Consider the following 14,193-nt stretch of genomic DNA (forward strand, 5'->3'; position numbering starts at 1 on the left):
CTGTGGGGTCCTTTTGTTTAACCGGGTTGCTCTGTCACATTGAGTGCTTTTGGCAGCCCCAAAGCAACCAGGAGTGACAGCGCAACGGATGCGTCTGCGGGGCGCGTGGGACAGAATGGGTCCATGACGCGAATCGCAATCATTGGCGGCCACGGCAAAGTGGCTCTGGAACTGTCCCGCATCCTGGCCGGCGAGGGCTTGGACGTTACGTCATTCGTCCGCAACCCGGACCACGGGCCGGACGTCGTGGCAACCGGCGCCACACCTGTCGTCCTGGATATTGAACATTCGACGACGGCGGAGATCGCCGAGGCGCTTCGGAACCACGACGCCGTGGTTTGGTCGGCCGGTGCCGGCGGTGGAAGCCCGGACCGCACCTACGCCGTGGACAGGGACGCCGCCATCCGGTCGATGGACGCGGCGGTGGAGGCCGGCGTCGCGCGCTACATCATGGTGTCCTACTTCGGAGCCGGCCCCGATCACGGAGTCCCGGCGGACAACGGCTTCTTCGCGTACGCCGAGGCCAAGGCGGCCGCGGACGCTTATCTGCGCGGCACGGACCTGGCCTGGACCATCCTCGGCCCCGGGGCCCTCACTGACGGTCCCGGCAACGGCCTGATCGACGTCGACCCCGCGGACGACTCGGGAAACAGGGAAACGGCCCGCGCCAACGTTGCCCTCGTTGCGGCGGCGGTGCTGGGCCTGCCCTCGACGGCCGGGCGCACCATCGAGTTCCGGGACGGGGACCTGCCTATCGCTGCTGCCCTGGAACCCGTGAACTAACCCCGCGTGAGCTCCAGCTCCAGCGCGTTCGCCTCGACGTAGTCCAAGGCGTGCCGGATCGCGCCGACCGTGACAATCGAGTCGCCCAGCGGCGAGACGGTCACGCGCGGGGGCGTCGCCGTATAACGGGGGAGCAGGGCAGTGATCCCGGGCAGCAGCGCCCCCGCCGATTCAGCCACGGCGCCCCCGACCACTACCTGCTCGGGGTTGATGAAGCTCGCCACGGTGGCAATGACCCGGGCCATCCGGTCCGAAATCCTGTCCAGGATGGCCAGCGCCGCGGGATCCCCGGCGGCGGCATCCTCAAAGACGCGCCGCGCGCTTGCCACGCCGCCCCCGGCGGGACCACCGCCGGCCGCGGACCACTGCCGGGCCAGGCTGGCGATGCCGTCGCTGGAGCCGACGCCCTCCACGAGGTCCAGGTACCCCATTTCACCGGCAGCGCCGCCGCGGCCGTGCAGCAGCCGCCCGGACTCCAGCACCCCGGCTCCCAGGCGTTCGCCGGCCAGCAGCACCACCAGGTCATCGACGCCGGCGCCGGACCCCCGCCAGCGTTCGCCGAGGGCGGCAAGGTTCGCATCGTTTTCCAGCAGCACATCCCAGCCGTGCAGGTCCTTCAGCGCCGCGCGGAGCCCGACGTCGAACAGACTCCAGAAGTGCTGCGTCCCCAGCACGTTGCCGTCACGGTCCACCGGCGCTGCGATGCCCGCCCCCACGGCCAGGACCGTGCCTGGGCCGGTCCCGGCAGCTGCCAGCGCCTGCCGGCAGGCGCGGTCAACGACGTCGATCCGCTCCGCCGCGGGGATGTCCACGGCCCGGAAGCTTTCGCTGGAGCGCCCGACGACGGTGCCGCGGAGGTCCGCGACTGCCGCGGTCGTGGTGGCGGCGCCGATGTCGATGCCCAGCACGAAGCCGGCCGTCGCATTGAGCTCAAACCGCCGGGCGGGACGCCCCTTGCGCGGTCCCAGGGTCTGTTCCTCGCCGCGGGGGTCCAGTTCACGGATCCAGCCGCGCCGGATCAGGTCCTCACAGACGGCGATCACCGACGCCCGCGTCAGCCCGGTCCGGGTCATCAGCTCGGTCCCGGTGGCCACCTCCGTGGTCCGGATGGCGCCGAGCACCGACTGGGCATTCACCCGGCGCAGCAGCTGGGGTGTGGCGGCGGCTGCCGTCGGCTTCAAATGTTGACCTCTCCCGGATCCGGACCCATAATTGTTCAGGCAATATATTTACCTTGTATCTAAATTACCAGAGCCCCAGTTCCGAGCCCGGAGGATCCCCCTTTGTCCAACACCGCCACGCTGGCCACCCTGTCCGGTTCCGACCTCGCCGCCGACCCCAACTGGTGGCGCCAGGCGTCCGTGTATCAGATCTACCCGCGCAGCTTCTCCGATTCCAACGGTGACGGCCTCGGCGACATCAAGGGCATCACGGCGAAGGTCCCCTACCTGAAGGAACTCGGGATCGACGCCGTCTGGCTCAGCCCGTTCTACCCTTCGGCCCTCGCGGACGGCGGCTACGACGTCGACGACTACCGCGACGTGGACCCGAAGCTCGGCACGTTGGAGGACTTCGATGAGATGTCCGCTGCGCTGCACGAGGCCGGCATCAAGCTGATCGCCGACATCGTTCCGAACCACTCCTCGAACCGCCACGTCTGGTTCAAGGAAGCCCTCGCGTCACCGCGCGGCTCGGACGCGCGTGAGCGCTACATCTTCCGGGACGGCCAGGGCGAGAACGGCGAGATCCCGCCGTCGGACTGGGAATCCGTCTTCGGCGGCCCGGCCTGGGAGCGCATCACCGAACCGGACGGCACCCCCGGCCAGTGGTACATGCATATCTTCGCCAAGGAGCAGCCGGACCTGAACTGGTCCAACCGCGAAATCCGCGACGACTTCCTCAAGACCCTGCGCTTCTGGTCCGACCGCGGCGTGGACGGCTTCCGCGTGGACGTCGCGCACGCCCTCACCAAGGACCTCACCGAACCGCTGCTGTCCAAGGTCGAGCTGAGCGAGGCCAACAGCGGCACCGACGGCTTCGACGACGGCTCGCACCCGTTCTGGGACCGCGACGAGGTCCACGAGATCTACGTCGAATGGCGCGAGGTCTTCAACGAGTACAACCCGCCGCGCACCGCCGTCGCCGAGGCCTGGGTCCACGCCAGCCGCCGCGGCCGCTACGCGAGCCCGGAGGGCCTGGGCCAGGCTTTCAACTTCGACCTCCTGCAGGCCGACTTCGACGCCGCGGAATTCCACGAAATCATCACCCGCAACCTCGCCGAGGCCACCGAGTCCGGCGCCTCCTCCACCTGGGTGTTCTCCAACCACGACGTCGTCCGGCACGCCACGCGCTACGGCCTGCCCAAGGGCGGCGGCAAGCACGCCAAGGGCCAGGACGGCAAGGGCTGGCTGCTGGCCGGCGCCCCGGCTGAGGAGCTCGACGTCGAACTCGGCCTGCGCCGTGCCCGCGCGGCCACCCAGCTGATGCTGGCGCTGCCGGGCTCCGCGTACCTGTACCAGGGCGAGGAGCTCGGACTGCAGGAAGTCGCGGACATCCCGGATGCCGAGCGGCAGGACCCGACCTTCTTCCGCAACAAGGGCGTGGAGATCGGCCGGGACGGCTGCCGGGTTCCGCTGCCCTGGGCCGCCGAGGGCAGCTCTTTCGGATTCGGCGACGGCGGCGCGCACCTGCCGCAGCCGGCCTGGTTCAGCCGCTACGCCGTCGCAGCCGAGGACGGCGTCGACGGTTCCACCCTCGAGTTCTACCGCCACGCCCTGAAGCTGCGCCGCGAGCTGCAGACCTCCGAGGAACTCGAATGGCACACCCCGGCAAGCCCCGACGTGCTGCACTTCAGCCGCCCCGGCGGCTGGCAGACCGTGACCAACTTCGGGGACATGCCCGTCGAGCTGCCCGCCGGGACCGTGCTCCTCAGCAGCGGACCCCTGGACGGGAATCTCCTGCCGGGCAGCACCACCGTCTGGCTGCGGTGAGCGCCACGGACGGCAAGGTCCCGGCGGACCAGCCGGCCCAGGAGCTGATTTACGGCTGCATGGGCCTTGGCGGCAGCTGGTCGGCGGAGCCGTACTCGTCCGCGCACGTGGACGAGGCGGCTGCCGCCGTCGACGCTGCCCTCGATGCGGGCATCACGCTGTTCGACCACGCCGACATCTACCGTGCCGGCAAGTCCGAGGCGGTGTTCGGCGAGGTGCTGGCCGGCACGCCGGGGCTGCGCGAACGCATCCGGCTGCAGACCAAGTGTGGCATTCGGCTCAACGAACAGGGCCTGGAAACGTACTACGACCTGAGCCGTGACGCTATTCTGGCCCGCGTCAACGAGAGCCTCGGCCGGCTCCGCACCGACTATGTGGACGTGCTGATGCTCCACCGTCCCGACCCGCTGATGGATCCCGCGGAGGTTGCCTCCGCCGTCGGGCAGCTGATGGCCGAAGGCAAGGTCCGGGCGCTGGGTGTGTCCAACATGTCCGGGGCGCAAATCGAGGTCCTGCAGGACCGGCTCGAAACCCCGGTGGTCGCCAACCAGCTGGAGATGAGCCTGCTCAAACGCGCCTGGCTGGAGAGCACGGTGCTGGTCAACCACGCCGAGGGCACGGACTACAGCTTCCCGCACGGCACGGTGGAGTACTGCGTCCGGCACAGGATCACCCTGCAGGCCTACGGCGCCCTGGCCCGTGGCCTCTACACCGGGGCGCCTGCCCCGGCGCCGTCGGCAGCCGAGGAGGCGACCACCAGGCTCGTAGCGCAGCTGGCGGCGGAGAAGAAGACCACCGGGGAATCGATCCTGCTCGGCTGGCTGATGAAGCACCCGGCCGGCATTGCCCCCGTGATCGGCACCGCCAACCCGGACCGCATCCGCGCCTGCGCCGACGCGGCAGCGGTGGCAGCATCCATGACCCGGACCGAGTGGTACCGGCTCTGGGTGACGGCGCGGGGCAGCAACATCCCCTAGCGTTTCTGCCGTCCCACCCGGCTGACTGGCAGCAAGGCCGTTTTGGCGCCCAAAACGGCCTTAGCTGCCAGTTACTTGGCCGGGGACGTGATTTTGGTCGTATTGGTCGCCTCCGAGGGCCGGAATACTTCGCGGGAGGCACCCCGGAACGGCTAGCGTAGATACATGACCTCCACCACCACCGCCGGGACCGTCCGGCCTCAACGCAACATTCCGGCCGAAATCGCCCGCTCCTGGCTGCTGGTGAACGCAATGAAGACCGAACTCTTCGACCAGTCGGCCGTGTCCCGCGCGGACGCCATCATCCTGGACATCGAAGACGCGGTGGACCCCTCCCAGAAGGACGCCGCCCGCGCCAACGTCGTGGACTGGCTGACCGCCGGCGGCACCGCCTGGGTCCGGATCAACGACGCCACGAGCCCCTTCTGGGCCGACGACCTTGCCGGGCTCCGCGGCACCCCCGGCCTGCTCGGCGTGATGCTTGCCAAGACCGAATCCGCGGACCAGGTCACCGAAAGCTTCCACCGCATGGACGGCAAGACCCCGGTCATCCCGCTCGTCGAGTCCGCCGTCGGCATCGAGGAAGCCAACAACATCGCCAGGGCCCAGGGCGCATTCCGGCTCGCCTTCGGCTCGGGCGACTTCCGCCGCGACACGGGCATGGCCGCCACCCCCGAGGCCATGGCCTACCCCCGCGCCAAGCTGGTCGTGGCCAGCCGCGTCGGCAACCTGCCCGGCCCCATCGACGGGCCCACGGTCGGCACCAACCACCCGATCCTGCGCGAGCAGACCGGCATCACCGTCATGATGGGCATGACCGGCAAGCTCTGCCTCGCCATCGACCAGACCCACGTCATCAACGAGGTCATCAGCCCGACGCCGTCCGACGTCGCCTGGGCCACTGACTTCATGGCCGACTTCGAGGCCAACGGCCGCGTCATCCGCGACGGCTCGGACCTGCCCCGCCTGGGCCGTGCCGAAAAGATAATGAAGCTCGCGGTAGCCTTTGGGGTGCAGCCGGCCCTCTAGCCTGCCCCGAACCAAGGAGACCCCGTGACCGATACCCGCTATCTGGTCCACGGGGTCTTTTGGGATGCTGAACCGGACAAACCGGGGAAAGCCGGCACCTCCGGCGGCGGGCACCCGGTAATGCGCCTGCAGGATCCCGACGGCGGCTGCACGGACCTGGCGCTCGGCGCCGGCACCCGGCTGGGCTTCCGCCTCGCGGCAGCGGGGAAGCGCTGTCTGGGGCACCACAAGGTGCACGGGCCCGCTGACCGGGACCACGTTCTCTGCCCGGCCAGGGCGCAGGCCGTCAAGGGCAGCCAGTGCGAGCGGTGCTTCGTGGTGGACGATTCCCGGCTCATCCACGATTTCCACCGCGGCGGACGCGTTCCGCCCGGGCTGCGCGCCTACCTGATGCAGCCGCACTGGCTGTACGTCGCCACCTTCGCCAGCGGCGCCAGCAAGGTGGGTACGGCCGCGGACCTGCGGAAATGGAAGAGGCTCGCCGAACAAGGCGCCGTCGTCGCCCGATACGTCGCCCGCGCCGACGACGGCCGGGTGGTCAGGATCCTCGAAGACATCGTCACGCGCGACGCCGGCCTTCCGCAGCAGGTCCGGTCGGCTGCCAAGGCCGCGGCCCTGGCCGGGCCGGCCCCCGCCGTCGAACTTGATGCGGTGAACAGCAGGCTTGCCGGTGGCGTCCGGGAACTGTTGGCGGGCGTCGGGGGCGGCGGTTTCGAGGTCCTCGACGAGCCGTGGCTGCGGCCGGGGCTCTCGGATGCGGCGTGCGCGCCGGCCGACCGGCACGCCTACCCGCACGAGCTCAGTTCGGGAACCCACGGGTTCCGGGTCGACTCGCTGAGCGGTAGCATCGCACTGGCCACGCTCGACGGCGCCGACCTTGAGTTCGTCGTCAACCTCGGGCAGCTGAAGGCCCGGACCATCGAACTCGGCGACCACGGCTCTGAAGTCCCGGCGGTCCAGGAGTCCCTGTTCTGAGCGGCTGGCCGAGACCAGCGGCCCAGTAGACTGGCACGGTGCTGAAAGAATTCTGGGACTCCGCGTCAACCACCTACAAGGTGCTGGTTTTCAGCGCCATGGGCATGCTCGGCGTCGGCATCATCCTGAACCTGATCGGCAACAGCTCCGGCAACCAGGACCTCGCCGTTGCGTCCCTCGCCGTCATCGGCGTCGGCCTGATCCTGCACATTGCCGGGATCGTGGTCCGCGGCCAGACGATCCGCAAAAACCTCAAACGTTAGCGGCGGCGTTCCGGCGCACGTGGCTGCGGGCGTGCTCCACGGCCTCGGGCAGGGACGTGAACAGATGCTTGTGGTGCCGCAGTGAACGGATCACCCCGACGTTGGTCACCAGCTCGAGGTGCTGCGGCTGGACGCCCTTCAACAGGACTGTGACGCCGCGCAGCTCCAGCGCCGCGATGACCTCCACCAGCGTGTGGGCCCCGGTGGCGTCGAGCATCCGCACCTGCGACAGCCGGATGATGGCCACCTGGATGTCCTTGACCTGGCTGATTTCCTGAAGGACGCGTTCCGCTGCGCCGAAGAACATGGCCCCGTCCAGCCGCAAGATCGCGATGTGTTCGTCTCCGGGTTCGCGTGCTCCCGGGATTTCCTCCCGCTTGACCCCGCTAAGCGAGGCGAACTTCCGCAGCGTGAAGAGGGCCGCGGCGACCAGCCCGATCTCGATGGCCACGATCAGGTCAAAGGCCACGGTGATGAGGGCCGTCAGGACGAACACAAAAGCGTCGGCGCGTGTGGAGCGCAGGACGGCGGTCACCGTGTGCATCGAGACCATCCTGGTGGCCGTGACCATCAGGATTCCGGCCAGGACCGCCAGCGGGATCTTCCCGACGAGTCCCGCCGCCAGATAGATGATGGCCAGCAACACCAGGGCGTGCACAATTGCGGACAGCCTGGTCCTGGCGCCGGAGCGGACGTTGACGGCGGTCCGGGCGATGGCGCCCGTGGCCGGCATGCCGCCAAACAACCCGGCGGCAACGGAGGCGAGCCCCTGCCCCGTGAGCTCCCGGTCCGGGCTGTAGGTCCCGGACGGCCTGCCGTCGGGGCCGACCATGCCGGCAGCGACCCGTGCGGAGAGCAGGGATTCAATGGCGGCAAGCATCGCGATGGACACCGCAGGCATCAGCAGCCCGCCCAGCGCCGCCGGATCGAGGGCCGGCACCGACGGTGCGTTCAGAGAATCCGGCAGCGCCCCGATCCGCGGGATGTCCAGTTGCAGCAGCTCCGCGGCCATGGTGGCCAGGAGCACGGCGATCAGGCTCGCGGGAAGGGCCTTGTTCAGCTTCGGAAGCAGGAGCATCACCGCGGCGACGGCCGCGACGACACCGAGCGTCTGAAGCACGGTTGGCAAGGTCGCCCGGGAGGCGGCCTCGACTGCGGCCAGCAGGGTGTTGTGGCCCGGTATCCCCTCGGTGCCGGTGGCCATCGGAACCTGCTGGAGGAAGATGATTGCGGCGATGCCGAGGGTGAAGCCCTCCACCACGGGCCACGGGATGAAGGCCACAGCCCGGCCCAGTCCGCTGATGCCCAGGATGACCACCAGGAGCCCCGCCATCAGCGAGACCAAGGGGATGCTGCCGGCGCCGTGGACGGCGACCACCGGGGCGAGCACCACCACCATGGCGCCGGTGGGACCGGAGACCTGGACGTGCGAGCCGCCCATGGCAGCCGCCACCAGGCCGGCCACCACGGCGGTGATGAGTCCCGCTTCGGCGCCGACGCCGGAACTCACCCCGAATGCCAGCGCCAGCGGCAGCGCCACAATCCCCACGGTGATGCCCGCCAGCAGATCCGTTTTCCAGGAGGAGCGAAGCCCATCGTAGTCACGGCGGGACGGCAGGAACCGGCGGAGGGGTGCCAGGGCGGAACTCATGAATCGGAAGCGCTGAGATGCTCGCTCGGCAGTCCCTGCGCGAGCTTGAGCTGCTCATTGGAATCGGCCAGGCTGTCGAGGAGGAATGTCCGGGCGATGGCCAGCAGTTCGGCGATCTTCGGATGCGCCAGCCGGTACGTCACGGCATTGGCGGACCGGGACGAGCTCACCACCCCGTGGCGCCGCAGCGTGGCGAGGTGCTGGGAAAGGTGTGACGCTTCGAGGCCCGTCTCAGCCAACAGGTAGCTGACGGGCGCCGAGTAGTCCGGCGCCGCGGACAGCAGCTCGAGCACCCGGATCCGCGCCGGATGGGCGAGTGCCTTGAACAGGTTCGCCTTGATCTCGTACAAGGGGGTTTGCGCGGCTGTAATCATCGCTGCCTGTCCTTTCTCATCGCCGTAATTCCAGGGTCGGCCATGAATTGATGAAATGATGTTTTCATCATATCGTAGTTCGTCTTTCTGTTCACCCCCGTCATCGTCGCAGGTGGCCGGGCGGCGTGGCGATAGGCTGGATCCATGACTATCAATCCGGATCTGCAGGGGCGCAGCTACCCTGCCGCAGAGGTGTACGACGTCGGCCGCGAGAAGATCCGCGAGTTCGCCCGCGCGGTCAAGGCCACCCACCCCGCGCACTTCGACGTGGAGGCCGCCGCGGCGCTGGGGCACCGCGACGTCGTGGCACCGCCGACCTTTGCGATCATCGTCGCCCAGCGGGCCGACGCCCAGCTGATCGAGGACCCGGACTCCGGTATCGACTTCTCCCGCGTGGTCCACGCGGACCAGCGCTTTGTCCACCACCGTCCGATCGTGGCGGGGGACCGGCTGGTTGCGGAACTCCACGTCGACGGCGTCCGTGCGATGGGCGGCGGGGCCATGATCACCACCCGCTCGGAAATCTTCGCCCTTACCGCGGGCGCAGCCGCGGCCGGTGACGATTCGCGTGAAGCCGTCGCCACCGCCACCTCATCCATCCTGGTCCGCGGAGAGGGACAGTAGCCATGACACCCACATTCTCAGAACTCACGGTCGGCCAGGACATCGGCAGCCGCAGCATCGACGTCACCCGCACGGACCTCGTCAAGTACGCCGGTGCCTCCGGCGACTTCAACCCGATCCACTGGAACGAGGCCTTCGCCACCAGCGTGGGACTGCCCGGCGTGATAGCCCACGGCATGTTCACCATGGGCTCCGCCGTCCAGCTCGTCACCGACTGGGCCGGCGACCCTGCCGCCGTCGTCGATTTCCAGACCCGATTCACCAAGCCGGTCCCGGTGGCCGACACCACCGGAACGCCGGACGCCGGCGCCATGATCGAGATCAGTGGAGCCATCGGGGCGCTCGACGCCGAGGCAGGCACCGCCCGCGTGGACCTCACGGTCCTCTCGGCCGGCCAGAAGGTGCTGATGAAGGCGCAGGCCGTCGTCAGGCTGGCCTGACCGTATGGCGCTGCAATGAGCGTGAGCACGGACCAGTCCGCCGAGGTCACCCACTGGCGTAACGCCGTAGTGGCCGCCTACGCGGTCAGCGGCATAGCATTCGCCACCTGGGTGTCCCGGTTGCCGGCCATCCGCGACGGGCTGGACCTCACCCCGGGGAACATCGGGCTGCTGCTGCTGTGCATGACGCTGGGGTCTTTCATCTCGGTCTCCGCTTCGGGGCTGATCGTGCTCAAGTTCGGCTCGAAGCAGACCATCCGGATCGGCAGCATCATGGTGGGGGCCGGACTGGTGCTCGCGGGCCTGGGAACCTCCGTCCTGGTCAACCCGCTCGCCGTCGCCGCGGGACTGGCCGTGATCGGACTCGGCACCGCCAGTTGGAACACGGCCTCGAACGTCGAGGGTGCCGCCGTGGAGCGCGCCGTCCACCGGCACATCATGCCGCGGCTGCACGGCGCCTTCAGCCTCGGCACTGTTGCCGGTGCCGGGGCGGGCGCCTGGGCCGCGGGAGCCGGGGTGCCCGTCTTCTGGCACTTCGGCACCGTGGGGCTGCTCGTCGCAGGCTCGGTCGCGACTGCCGCGTCGTGGTTCCGCGCCGACGTCACTCCGGTGGAGGGCGGGCAGACCTTCAAGCCGGCCGAACTCGATACGTTCGAGGACCCCTCCACCGGGCCGATCCCGATCATCCGGCCGGCCACGGACCAGCCCGATCAGCCGCTGGACAACAAACGCCAGATCGCCCAGGCCTGGCGGGACCGCCGGACACTTCTGCTGGGCGTCCTCGTGCTGGGGCTTGCCCTCGCCGAGGGAGCAGCCGGGGACTGGGTGGCGCTCGCACTTGCCGACGGCCACGGCCAGTCCGACGCCGCGGGCGCGGCCGGGTACGGGCTCTTCGTCACGTTCATGACCATAGGCCGGTTCGCGGGCACGGTGGTCCTGGACCGCTTCGGCCGCGTCCCGGTGATGCGCTGGTGTGCTGCCCTGGCCGTCCTGGGCCTGGGCTTGTTCGTCTTCGCGCCGGTGCCCTGGGTGGCCTATGTGGCCCTCGCGGTCTGGGGCCTGGGCGCCTCACTGGGCTTCCCGGTGGGCATGTCCGCCGCCGCTGACGACCCGGTCAAGGCGGCCGCCCGGGTCTCCGTGGTGTCCACGATCGGCTACGGCGCGTTCCTCTGCGGCCCGCCCCTGCTGGGCCTGCTGGCGGAGCACGTCGGCATCCTGCACTCCCTGCTGGCCGTGATGGTGATGCTCGTGGTCAGCTTCCTGCTCTCCCCAGTGGCCCGGAAGCTCACCTGAGTTCGACGGTGCTTAGGGGAGCGCAGCGGAACCCGGCTAGGCTGGTCGGGTGACCCAGACTCTGCTTTCCGCCCTGACCACGGCCGCCGTCGGCGGCCCCGCCGGCCGTTTCATCGAGGCCCGCACCGAGGCCGAGATCATCGAGGCCGTCCGTTCCGCGGATGCGGCCGGCGAACCGCTGCTGATCATCGGCGGCGGCTCCAACCTGCTTGTGTCCGACGACGGGTTCCCCGGCACCGTCCTGAAGATCGCGTCAGAGGGCTTCACGGTCAGCGCGGACGACTCCTGCGGCGGCGTCGCCGTTGTGGTGCAGGCCGGCCACAACTGGGACGCCCTGGTGGAGCACGCGGTGCGGCACGCCTGGTCCGGCATCGAGGCGCTCTCCGGCATCCCCGGCGCCACGGGTGCCACCCCGGTCCAGAACGTCGGCGCGTACGGCTCGGACGTTTCCCAGACCATCGCCGCCGTGCGGACCTGGGACCGGCACCGCAACGCCGTGCAGACCTTCACCAACTCGGAGCTGAAATTCGGCTACCGCGATTCGATCCTCAAACAGACCACCGTGAACGGCTCCCCGCGCTACGTCGTGCTCACGGTCGAGTTCCAGCTGCCCCTGGGGCGGATGAGTGCCCCCATCCGGTACGCCGAGCTGGCCCGGGCGCTTGGCATCGAAGCAGGCCAGCGGGCCTATTCCAACGATGTCCGGCGCGACGTGCTGCGGCTCAGGGCATCCAAAGGCATGGTGTGGGACGCAGCGGACCGGGACACCTACTCCACCGGCTCCTTCTTCACGAACCCGATCGTGCCCGCGGAGGTGGCGGCCGGGCTGCCCGAAGGCGCGCCGCGGTACCCGGGCGGCGCCGACGGGCTGACCAAGCTCTCCGCGGCCTGGCTGATCGACCAGGCCGGCTACGGCAAGGGATTCGGGCTCGAACCGGACAGCGTTTCCGGGGGCCGGGCCTCACTGTCCACCAAACACACCCTTGCCATCACCAACCGGGGATCGGCCAGCGCGGCGGACCTGCTGGCGATCGCGCGTGAGGTGCGCCGCGGCGTCGTCGAACGCTTCGGGATCGAACTTCATCCCGAACCGCTGCTGATCGGCGTGGAGCTCTAGGACACACCGCTACTGCCGGGCCGTCAGTTCCTGCCGCGGTGCGGGGAGACCTTGCTGAAGAGCATAAAAGTGAAGCCGGACGCGGCGGCGCCCAGGAAAAACACCTGGCAGAACGCCACGGACTGGACGCTGGGTCCGCTGCGGAGCAGGAAGCCCGCAAGGGCGAAAACGACAGCCCCGGCCAGCAGGGCCACCGAGCCGAGCAGGAAACTCTGCACGGTGTCCGGCAGGCCCCCCGGTTCCGGGCTCTCCGGTCGTTCGGCTTCGGGCACCCGGGGCCGCGGCTGTAGCGAGGCCGCAGTGACGAAGCTGACCACCGCCACAGCCATGGACACCATTGCCACGAGTTGCATGGTGCTCATCATCGGCGAGAGCCGTGTTCCGCTGGCAATGGCAAGGGCAAGTCCGGCGGTCATGCCGGCTGCGCTGGATACCCAGCCCAGCAGGGCAAGCCTCCTGCTCAGGGGCCGCAGCAGCGGCCACATCTCACTCATGGTCATCCAACAAGGGTAGGCAGTCCGGCTGGAAGGCTGCTGGGAACCAGCCGTCAGGAGTCCTAGCATGGGTGCATGACAGCAACGGCGCGCGTCCGGCTCAGCCGGGGGATCCTGGGACGGCTGCGGCTGGCGTCGCAGGGCCTGGCCGGGTCCGGGTTCCGCAGCGCGGCGGCAGCAGTGCGCTGGATGACAGCGATGCAGGCGCAGGACCTGCAGGCCGCCCTCTGGGCCGTCGGCCAGCGGGTGCCTGGTTCCCGCGTGGCTGATGTCCGCAGCGCCCTGGACCGGGGGGAAATCGTCCGGTCGTGGCCGATGCGCGGGACCCTGCACCTGATGGCTCCCGAAGACCTGAAATGGATGCTGGCCATTACCTCCGATCGGCTGATCCGGGGCATGGCCGGGCGCCACCGGGAGCTCGACATCGATGCCGCGGACGTCGATGCCGCGGCGGAAACCGCGCTGCAGCTGGTCTCCGGCGGGGCGGCCGCCAGCCGGGCGGAGCTGTTCCAGGCCTTCGAACAGGCGGGCCAGTCTACGGCCGGCCAGCGCGGCATCCACCTGCTGGGGATGCTGTGCCAGCGGGGCTGGCTGGTGCAGGGCCCTCTGGCGGGCAACCAGCAACTTGTCGTTGCTTTCGACGACTGGATCACCGATTCGCGCGTCCTGGACCGTGCGGACGGCATCGCCGAGTGGCTGCTGCGTTATCTGCGCAGCCACGGGCCCGCCACGGAACGCGACTTTTCCTGGTGGTCCGGCATCCCACTGACAGAGGTCCGCACGGCACTGGCCCGGGTGTCGGACCAGTTGGTGGAATTGAAGTTCGAGGGGACCAGCTACTGGCTCTCCCCGGAGACGGCTGCACTGCTCGACGACGGCGTCCCCGCGGGCCGCCTGCTGCTGGCACTGCCCGGATTCGACGAATTCCTGCTCGGCTACACGGACCGGTCGCTGGTGTTGCCGCCGGAGCATGCGAACAAGATCGTGCCGGGCGGGAACGGCGTATTCCGGAAGACGATTGTTGCCGGCGGCCAGGTCATCGGCACCTGGGACGCGTCCCGCAACGGCGGGGCGATGGTGGTTGTTCCCGAGCCCTTCGACGACGTTAACGGACTGCGGCCCGCCGCCCAAAGATCCTTTGAGCTGCAGGCCGCAAAGTACCGGAGATTCCTCGGTACCTGAC

General features: G+C 69.3%; 15 protein-coding genes. 11 read left to right on the plus strand and 4 right to left on the minus strand.

The features are described from left to right. Window positions 1-123 precede the first annotated feature (123 nt). Window positions 124-783 carry an NAD(P)-dependent oxidoreductase gene (locus AC1DF4_RS01390; RefSeq protein ID WP_476911224.1) on the plus strand — a complete coding sequence of 220 codons (660 nt, stop codon included), beginning with the start codon at window positions 124-126 and terminating at the stop codon, window positions 781-783. Here AC1DF4_RS01390 and AC1DF4_RS01395 read toward each other — a convergent pair. After that, window positions 780-1,964 (minus strand): ROK family protein, encoded by a 1,185-nt coding sequence (locus tag AC1DF4_RS01395; protein ID WP_476911225.1) that lies wholly within the window; start codon window positions 1,962-1,964, stop codon window positions 780-782. The two genes, AC1DF4_RS01390 and AC1DF4_RS01395, sit on opposite strands and share 4 nt — an antisense overlap. A 102-nt stretch (window positions 1,965-2,066) precedes the next feature. Here AC1DF4_RS01395 and AC1DF4_RS01400 point away from each other — a divergent pair, with 102 nt between their 5' ends. The 5 genes from AC1DF4_RS01400 to AC1DF4_RS01420 all read left to right on the plus strand — a co-directional run bounded on the left by AC1DF4_RS01400 (window position 2,067) and on the right by AC1DF4_RS01420 (window position 7,017). Next, a complete protein-coding gene (locus AC1DF4_RS01400; RefSeq protein WP_476911226.1) occupies window positions 2,067-3,773 on the plus strand; it encodes a glycoside hydrolase family 13 protein in 1,707 nt (568 codons plus the stop codon). Continuing rightward, a complete protein-coding gene (locus AC1DF4_RS01405) occupies window positions 3,770-4,750 on the plus strand; it encodes an aldo/keto reductase (RefSeq protein ID WP_476911227.1) in 981 nt (326 codons plus the stop codon). Before AC1DF4_RS01400 ends, AC1DF4_RS01405 begins: the two co-directional genes overlap by 4 nt. A gap of 165 nt (window positions 4,751-4,915) precedes the next feature. After that, complete coding sequence (locus AC1DF4_RS01410) at window positions 4,916-5,779, plus strand: HpcH/HpaI aldolase/citrate lyase family protein (RefSeq protein ID WP_441406812.1); 864 nt, start codon at window positions 4,916-4,918, stop codon at window positions 5,777-5,779. Between the two features lie 24 nt (window positions 5,780-5,803). Continuing rightward, on the plus strand, window positions 5,804-6,754 hold the full coding sequence (locus tag AC1DF4_RS01415; protein ID WP_476911228.1) for a DUF2797 domain-containing protein: 951 nt from the start codon (window positions 5,804-5,806) through the stop codon (window positions 6,752-6,754). Window positions 6,755-6,792: 38 nt separating this feature from the next. Then, window positions 6,793-7,017 (plus strand): DUF3188 domain-containing protein, encoded by a 225-nt coding sequence (locus tag AC1DF4_RS01420; RefSeq protein WP_476911229.1) that lies wholly within the window; start codon window positions 6,793-6,795, stop codon window positions 7,015-7,017. Here AC1DF4_RS01420 and AC1DF4_RS01425 read toward each other — a convergent pair. Both AC1DF4_RS01425 and AC1DF4_RS01430 read right to left on the minus strand, forming a co-directional pair. Continuing rightward, window positions 7,007-8,668, minus strand: coding sequence for a SulP family inorganic anion transporter (locus AC1DF4_RS01425; RefSeq protein WP_476911230.1), 1,662 nt, complete (start codon window positions 8,666-8,668; stop codon window positions 7,007-7,009). The genes AC1DF4_RS01420 and AC1DF4_RS01425 overlap by 11 nt on opposite strands. Next, entirely contained in the window at window positions 8,665-9,042 is a 378-nt protein-coding gene (locus AC1DF4_RS01430; RefSeq protein ID WP_441406816.1) for an ArsR/SmtB family transcription factor, read from the minus strand. The genes AC1DF4_RS01425 and AC1DF4_RS01430 overlap by 4 nt, the downstream gene beginning before the upstream one ends. A 144-nt stretch (window positions 9,043-9,186) precedes the next feature. On the opposite strand from AC1DF4_RS01430, the gene AC1DF4_RS01435 reads away from it, so the two are divergent. Genes AC1DF4_RS01435 through AC1DF4_RS01450 form a run of 4 tightly spaced genes read left to right on the plus strand, consistent with a single transcriptional unit; the run spans window position 9,187 to window position 12,516 of the window. Beyond that, on the plus strand, window positions 9,187-9,666 hold the full coding sequence (locus AC1DF4_RS01435) for an FAS1-like dehydratase domain-containing protein (protein ID WP_441406817.1): 480 nt from the start codon (window positions 9,187-9,189) through the stop codon (window positions 9,664-9,666). 2 nt (window positions 9,667-9,668) lie between these two features. After that, complete coding sequence (locus tag AC1DF4_RS01440) at window positions 9,669-10,106, plus strand: MaoC family dehydratase (RefSeq protein WP_476911231.1); 438 nt, start codon at window positions 9,669-9,671, stop codon at window positions 10,104-10,106. A 15-nt stretch (window positions 10,107-10,121) separates the two neighbouring features. Then, entirely contained in the window at window positions 10,122-11,399 is a 1,278-nt protein-coding gene (locus AC1DF4_RS01445; RefSeq protein ID WP_476911232.1) for an MFS transporter, read from the plus strand. 49 nt (window positions 11,400-11,448) lie between these two features. After that, window positions 11,449-12,516: a UDP-N-acetylmuramate dehydrogenase gene (locus tag AC1DF4_RS01450; protein ID WP_476911233.1), complete on the plus strand. Its 1,068-nt coding sequence runs from the start codon at window positions 11,449-11,451 to the stop codon at window positions 12,514-12,516. Window positions 12,517-12,539: 23 nt separating this feature from the next. On the opposite strand, the gene AC1DF4_RS01455 is transcribed toward AC1DF4_RS01450, so the two are convergent. Next, a complete protein-coding gene (locus AC1DF4_RS01455) occupies window positions 12,540-13,016 on the minus strand; it encodes a hypothetical protein (protein ID WP_476911234.1) in 477 nt (158 codons plus the stop codon). Window positions 13,017-13,085: 69 nt separating this feature from the next. Here AC1DF4_RS01455 and AC1DF4_RS01460 point away from each other — a divergent pair, with 69 nt between their 5' ends. Next, window positions 13,086-14,192, plus strand: coding sequence for a winged helix DNA-binding domain-containing protein (locus AC1DF4_RS01460; protein ID WP_476911235.1), 1,107 nt, complete (start codon window positions 13,086-13,088; stop codon window positions 14,190-14,192). The last annotated feature ends 1 nt before the right edge of the window (window position 14,193 follow it).

The organism is Arthrobacter sp. 05N429 (genome assembly GCF_056397045.1).

What these genes read in the sequence shown, in the direction of transcription:
- AC1DF4_RS01440 (WP_476911231.1), top strand. Translation starts at nt 9,669, where the DNA reads ATGACACCCACATTCTCAGAACTCACGGTCGGCCAGGACATCGGCAGC.
- AC1DF4_RS01435 (WP_441406817.1), top strand. Translation starts at nt 9,187, where the DNA reads ATGACTATCAATCCGGATCTGCAGGGGCGCAGCTACCCTGCCGCAGAG.
- AC1DF4_RS01455 (WP_476911234.1), bottom strand. Translation starts at nt 13,016, where the DNA reads ATGACCATGAGTGAGATGTGGCCGCTGCTGCGGCCCCTGAGCAGGAGG.
- AC1DF4_RS01445 (WP_476911232.1), top strand. Translation starts at nt 10,122, where the DNA reads ATGAGCGTGAGCACGGACCAGTCCGCCGAGGTCACCCACTGGCGTAAC.
- AC1DF4_RS01410 (WP_441406812.1), top strand. Translation starts at nt 4,916, where the DNA reads ATGACCTCCACCACCACCGCCGGGACCGTCCGGCCTCAACGCAACATT.
- AC1DF4_RS01390 (WP_476911224.1), top strand. Translation starts at nt 124, where the DNA reads ATGACGCGAATCGCAATCATTGGCGGCCACGGCAAAGTGGCTCTGGAA.
- AC1DF4_RS01430 (WP_441406816.1), bottom strand. Translation starts at nt 9,042, where the DNA reads ATGATTACAGCCGCGCAAACCCCCTTGTACGAGATCAAGGCGAACCTG.
- AC1DF4_RS01460 (WP_476911235.1), top strand. Translation starts at nt 13,086, where the DNA reads ATGACAGCAACGGCGCGCGTCCGGCTCAGCCGGGGGATCCTGGGACGG.
- AC1DF4_RS01425 (WP_476911230.1), bottom strand. Translation starts at nt 8,668, where the DNA reads ATGAGTTCCGCCCTGGCACCCCTCCGCCGGTTCCTGCCGTCCCGCCGT.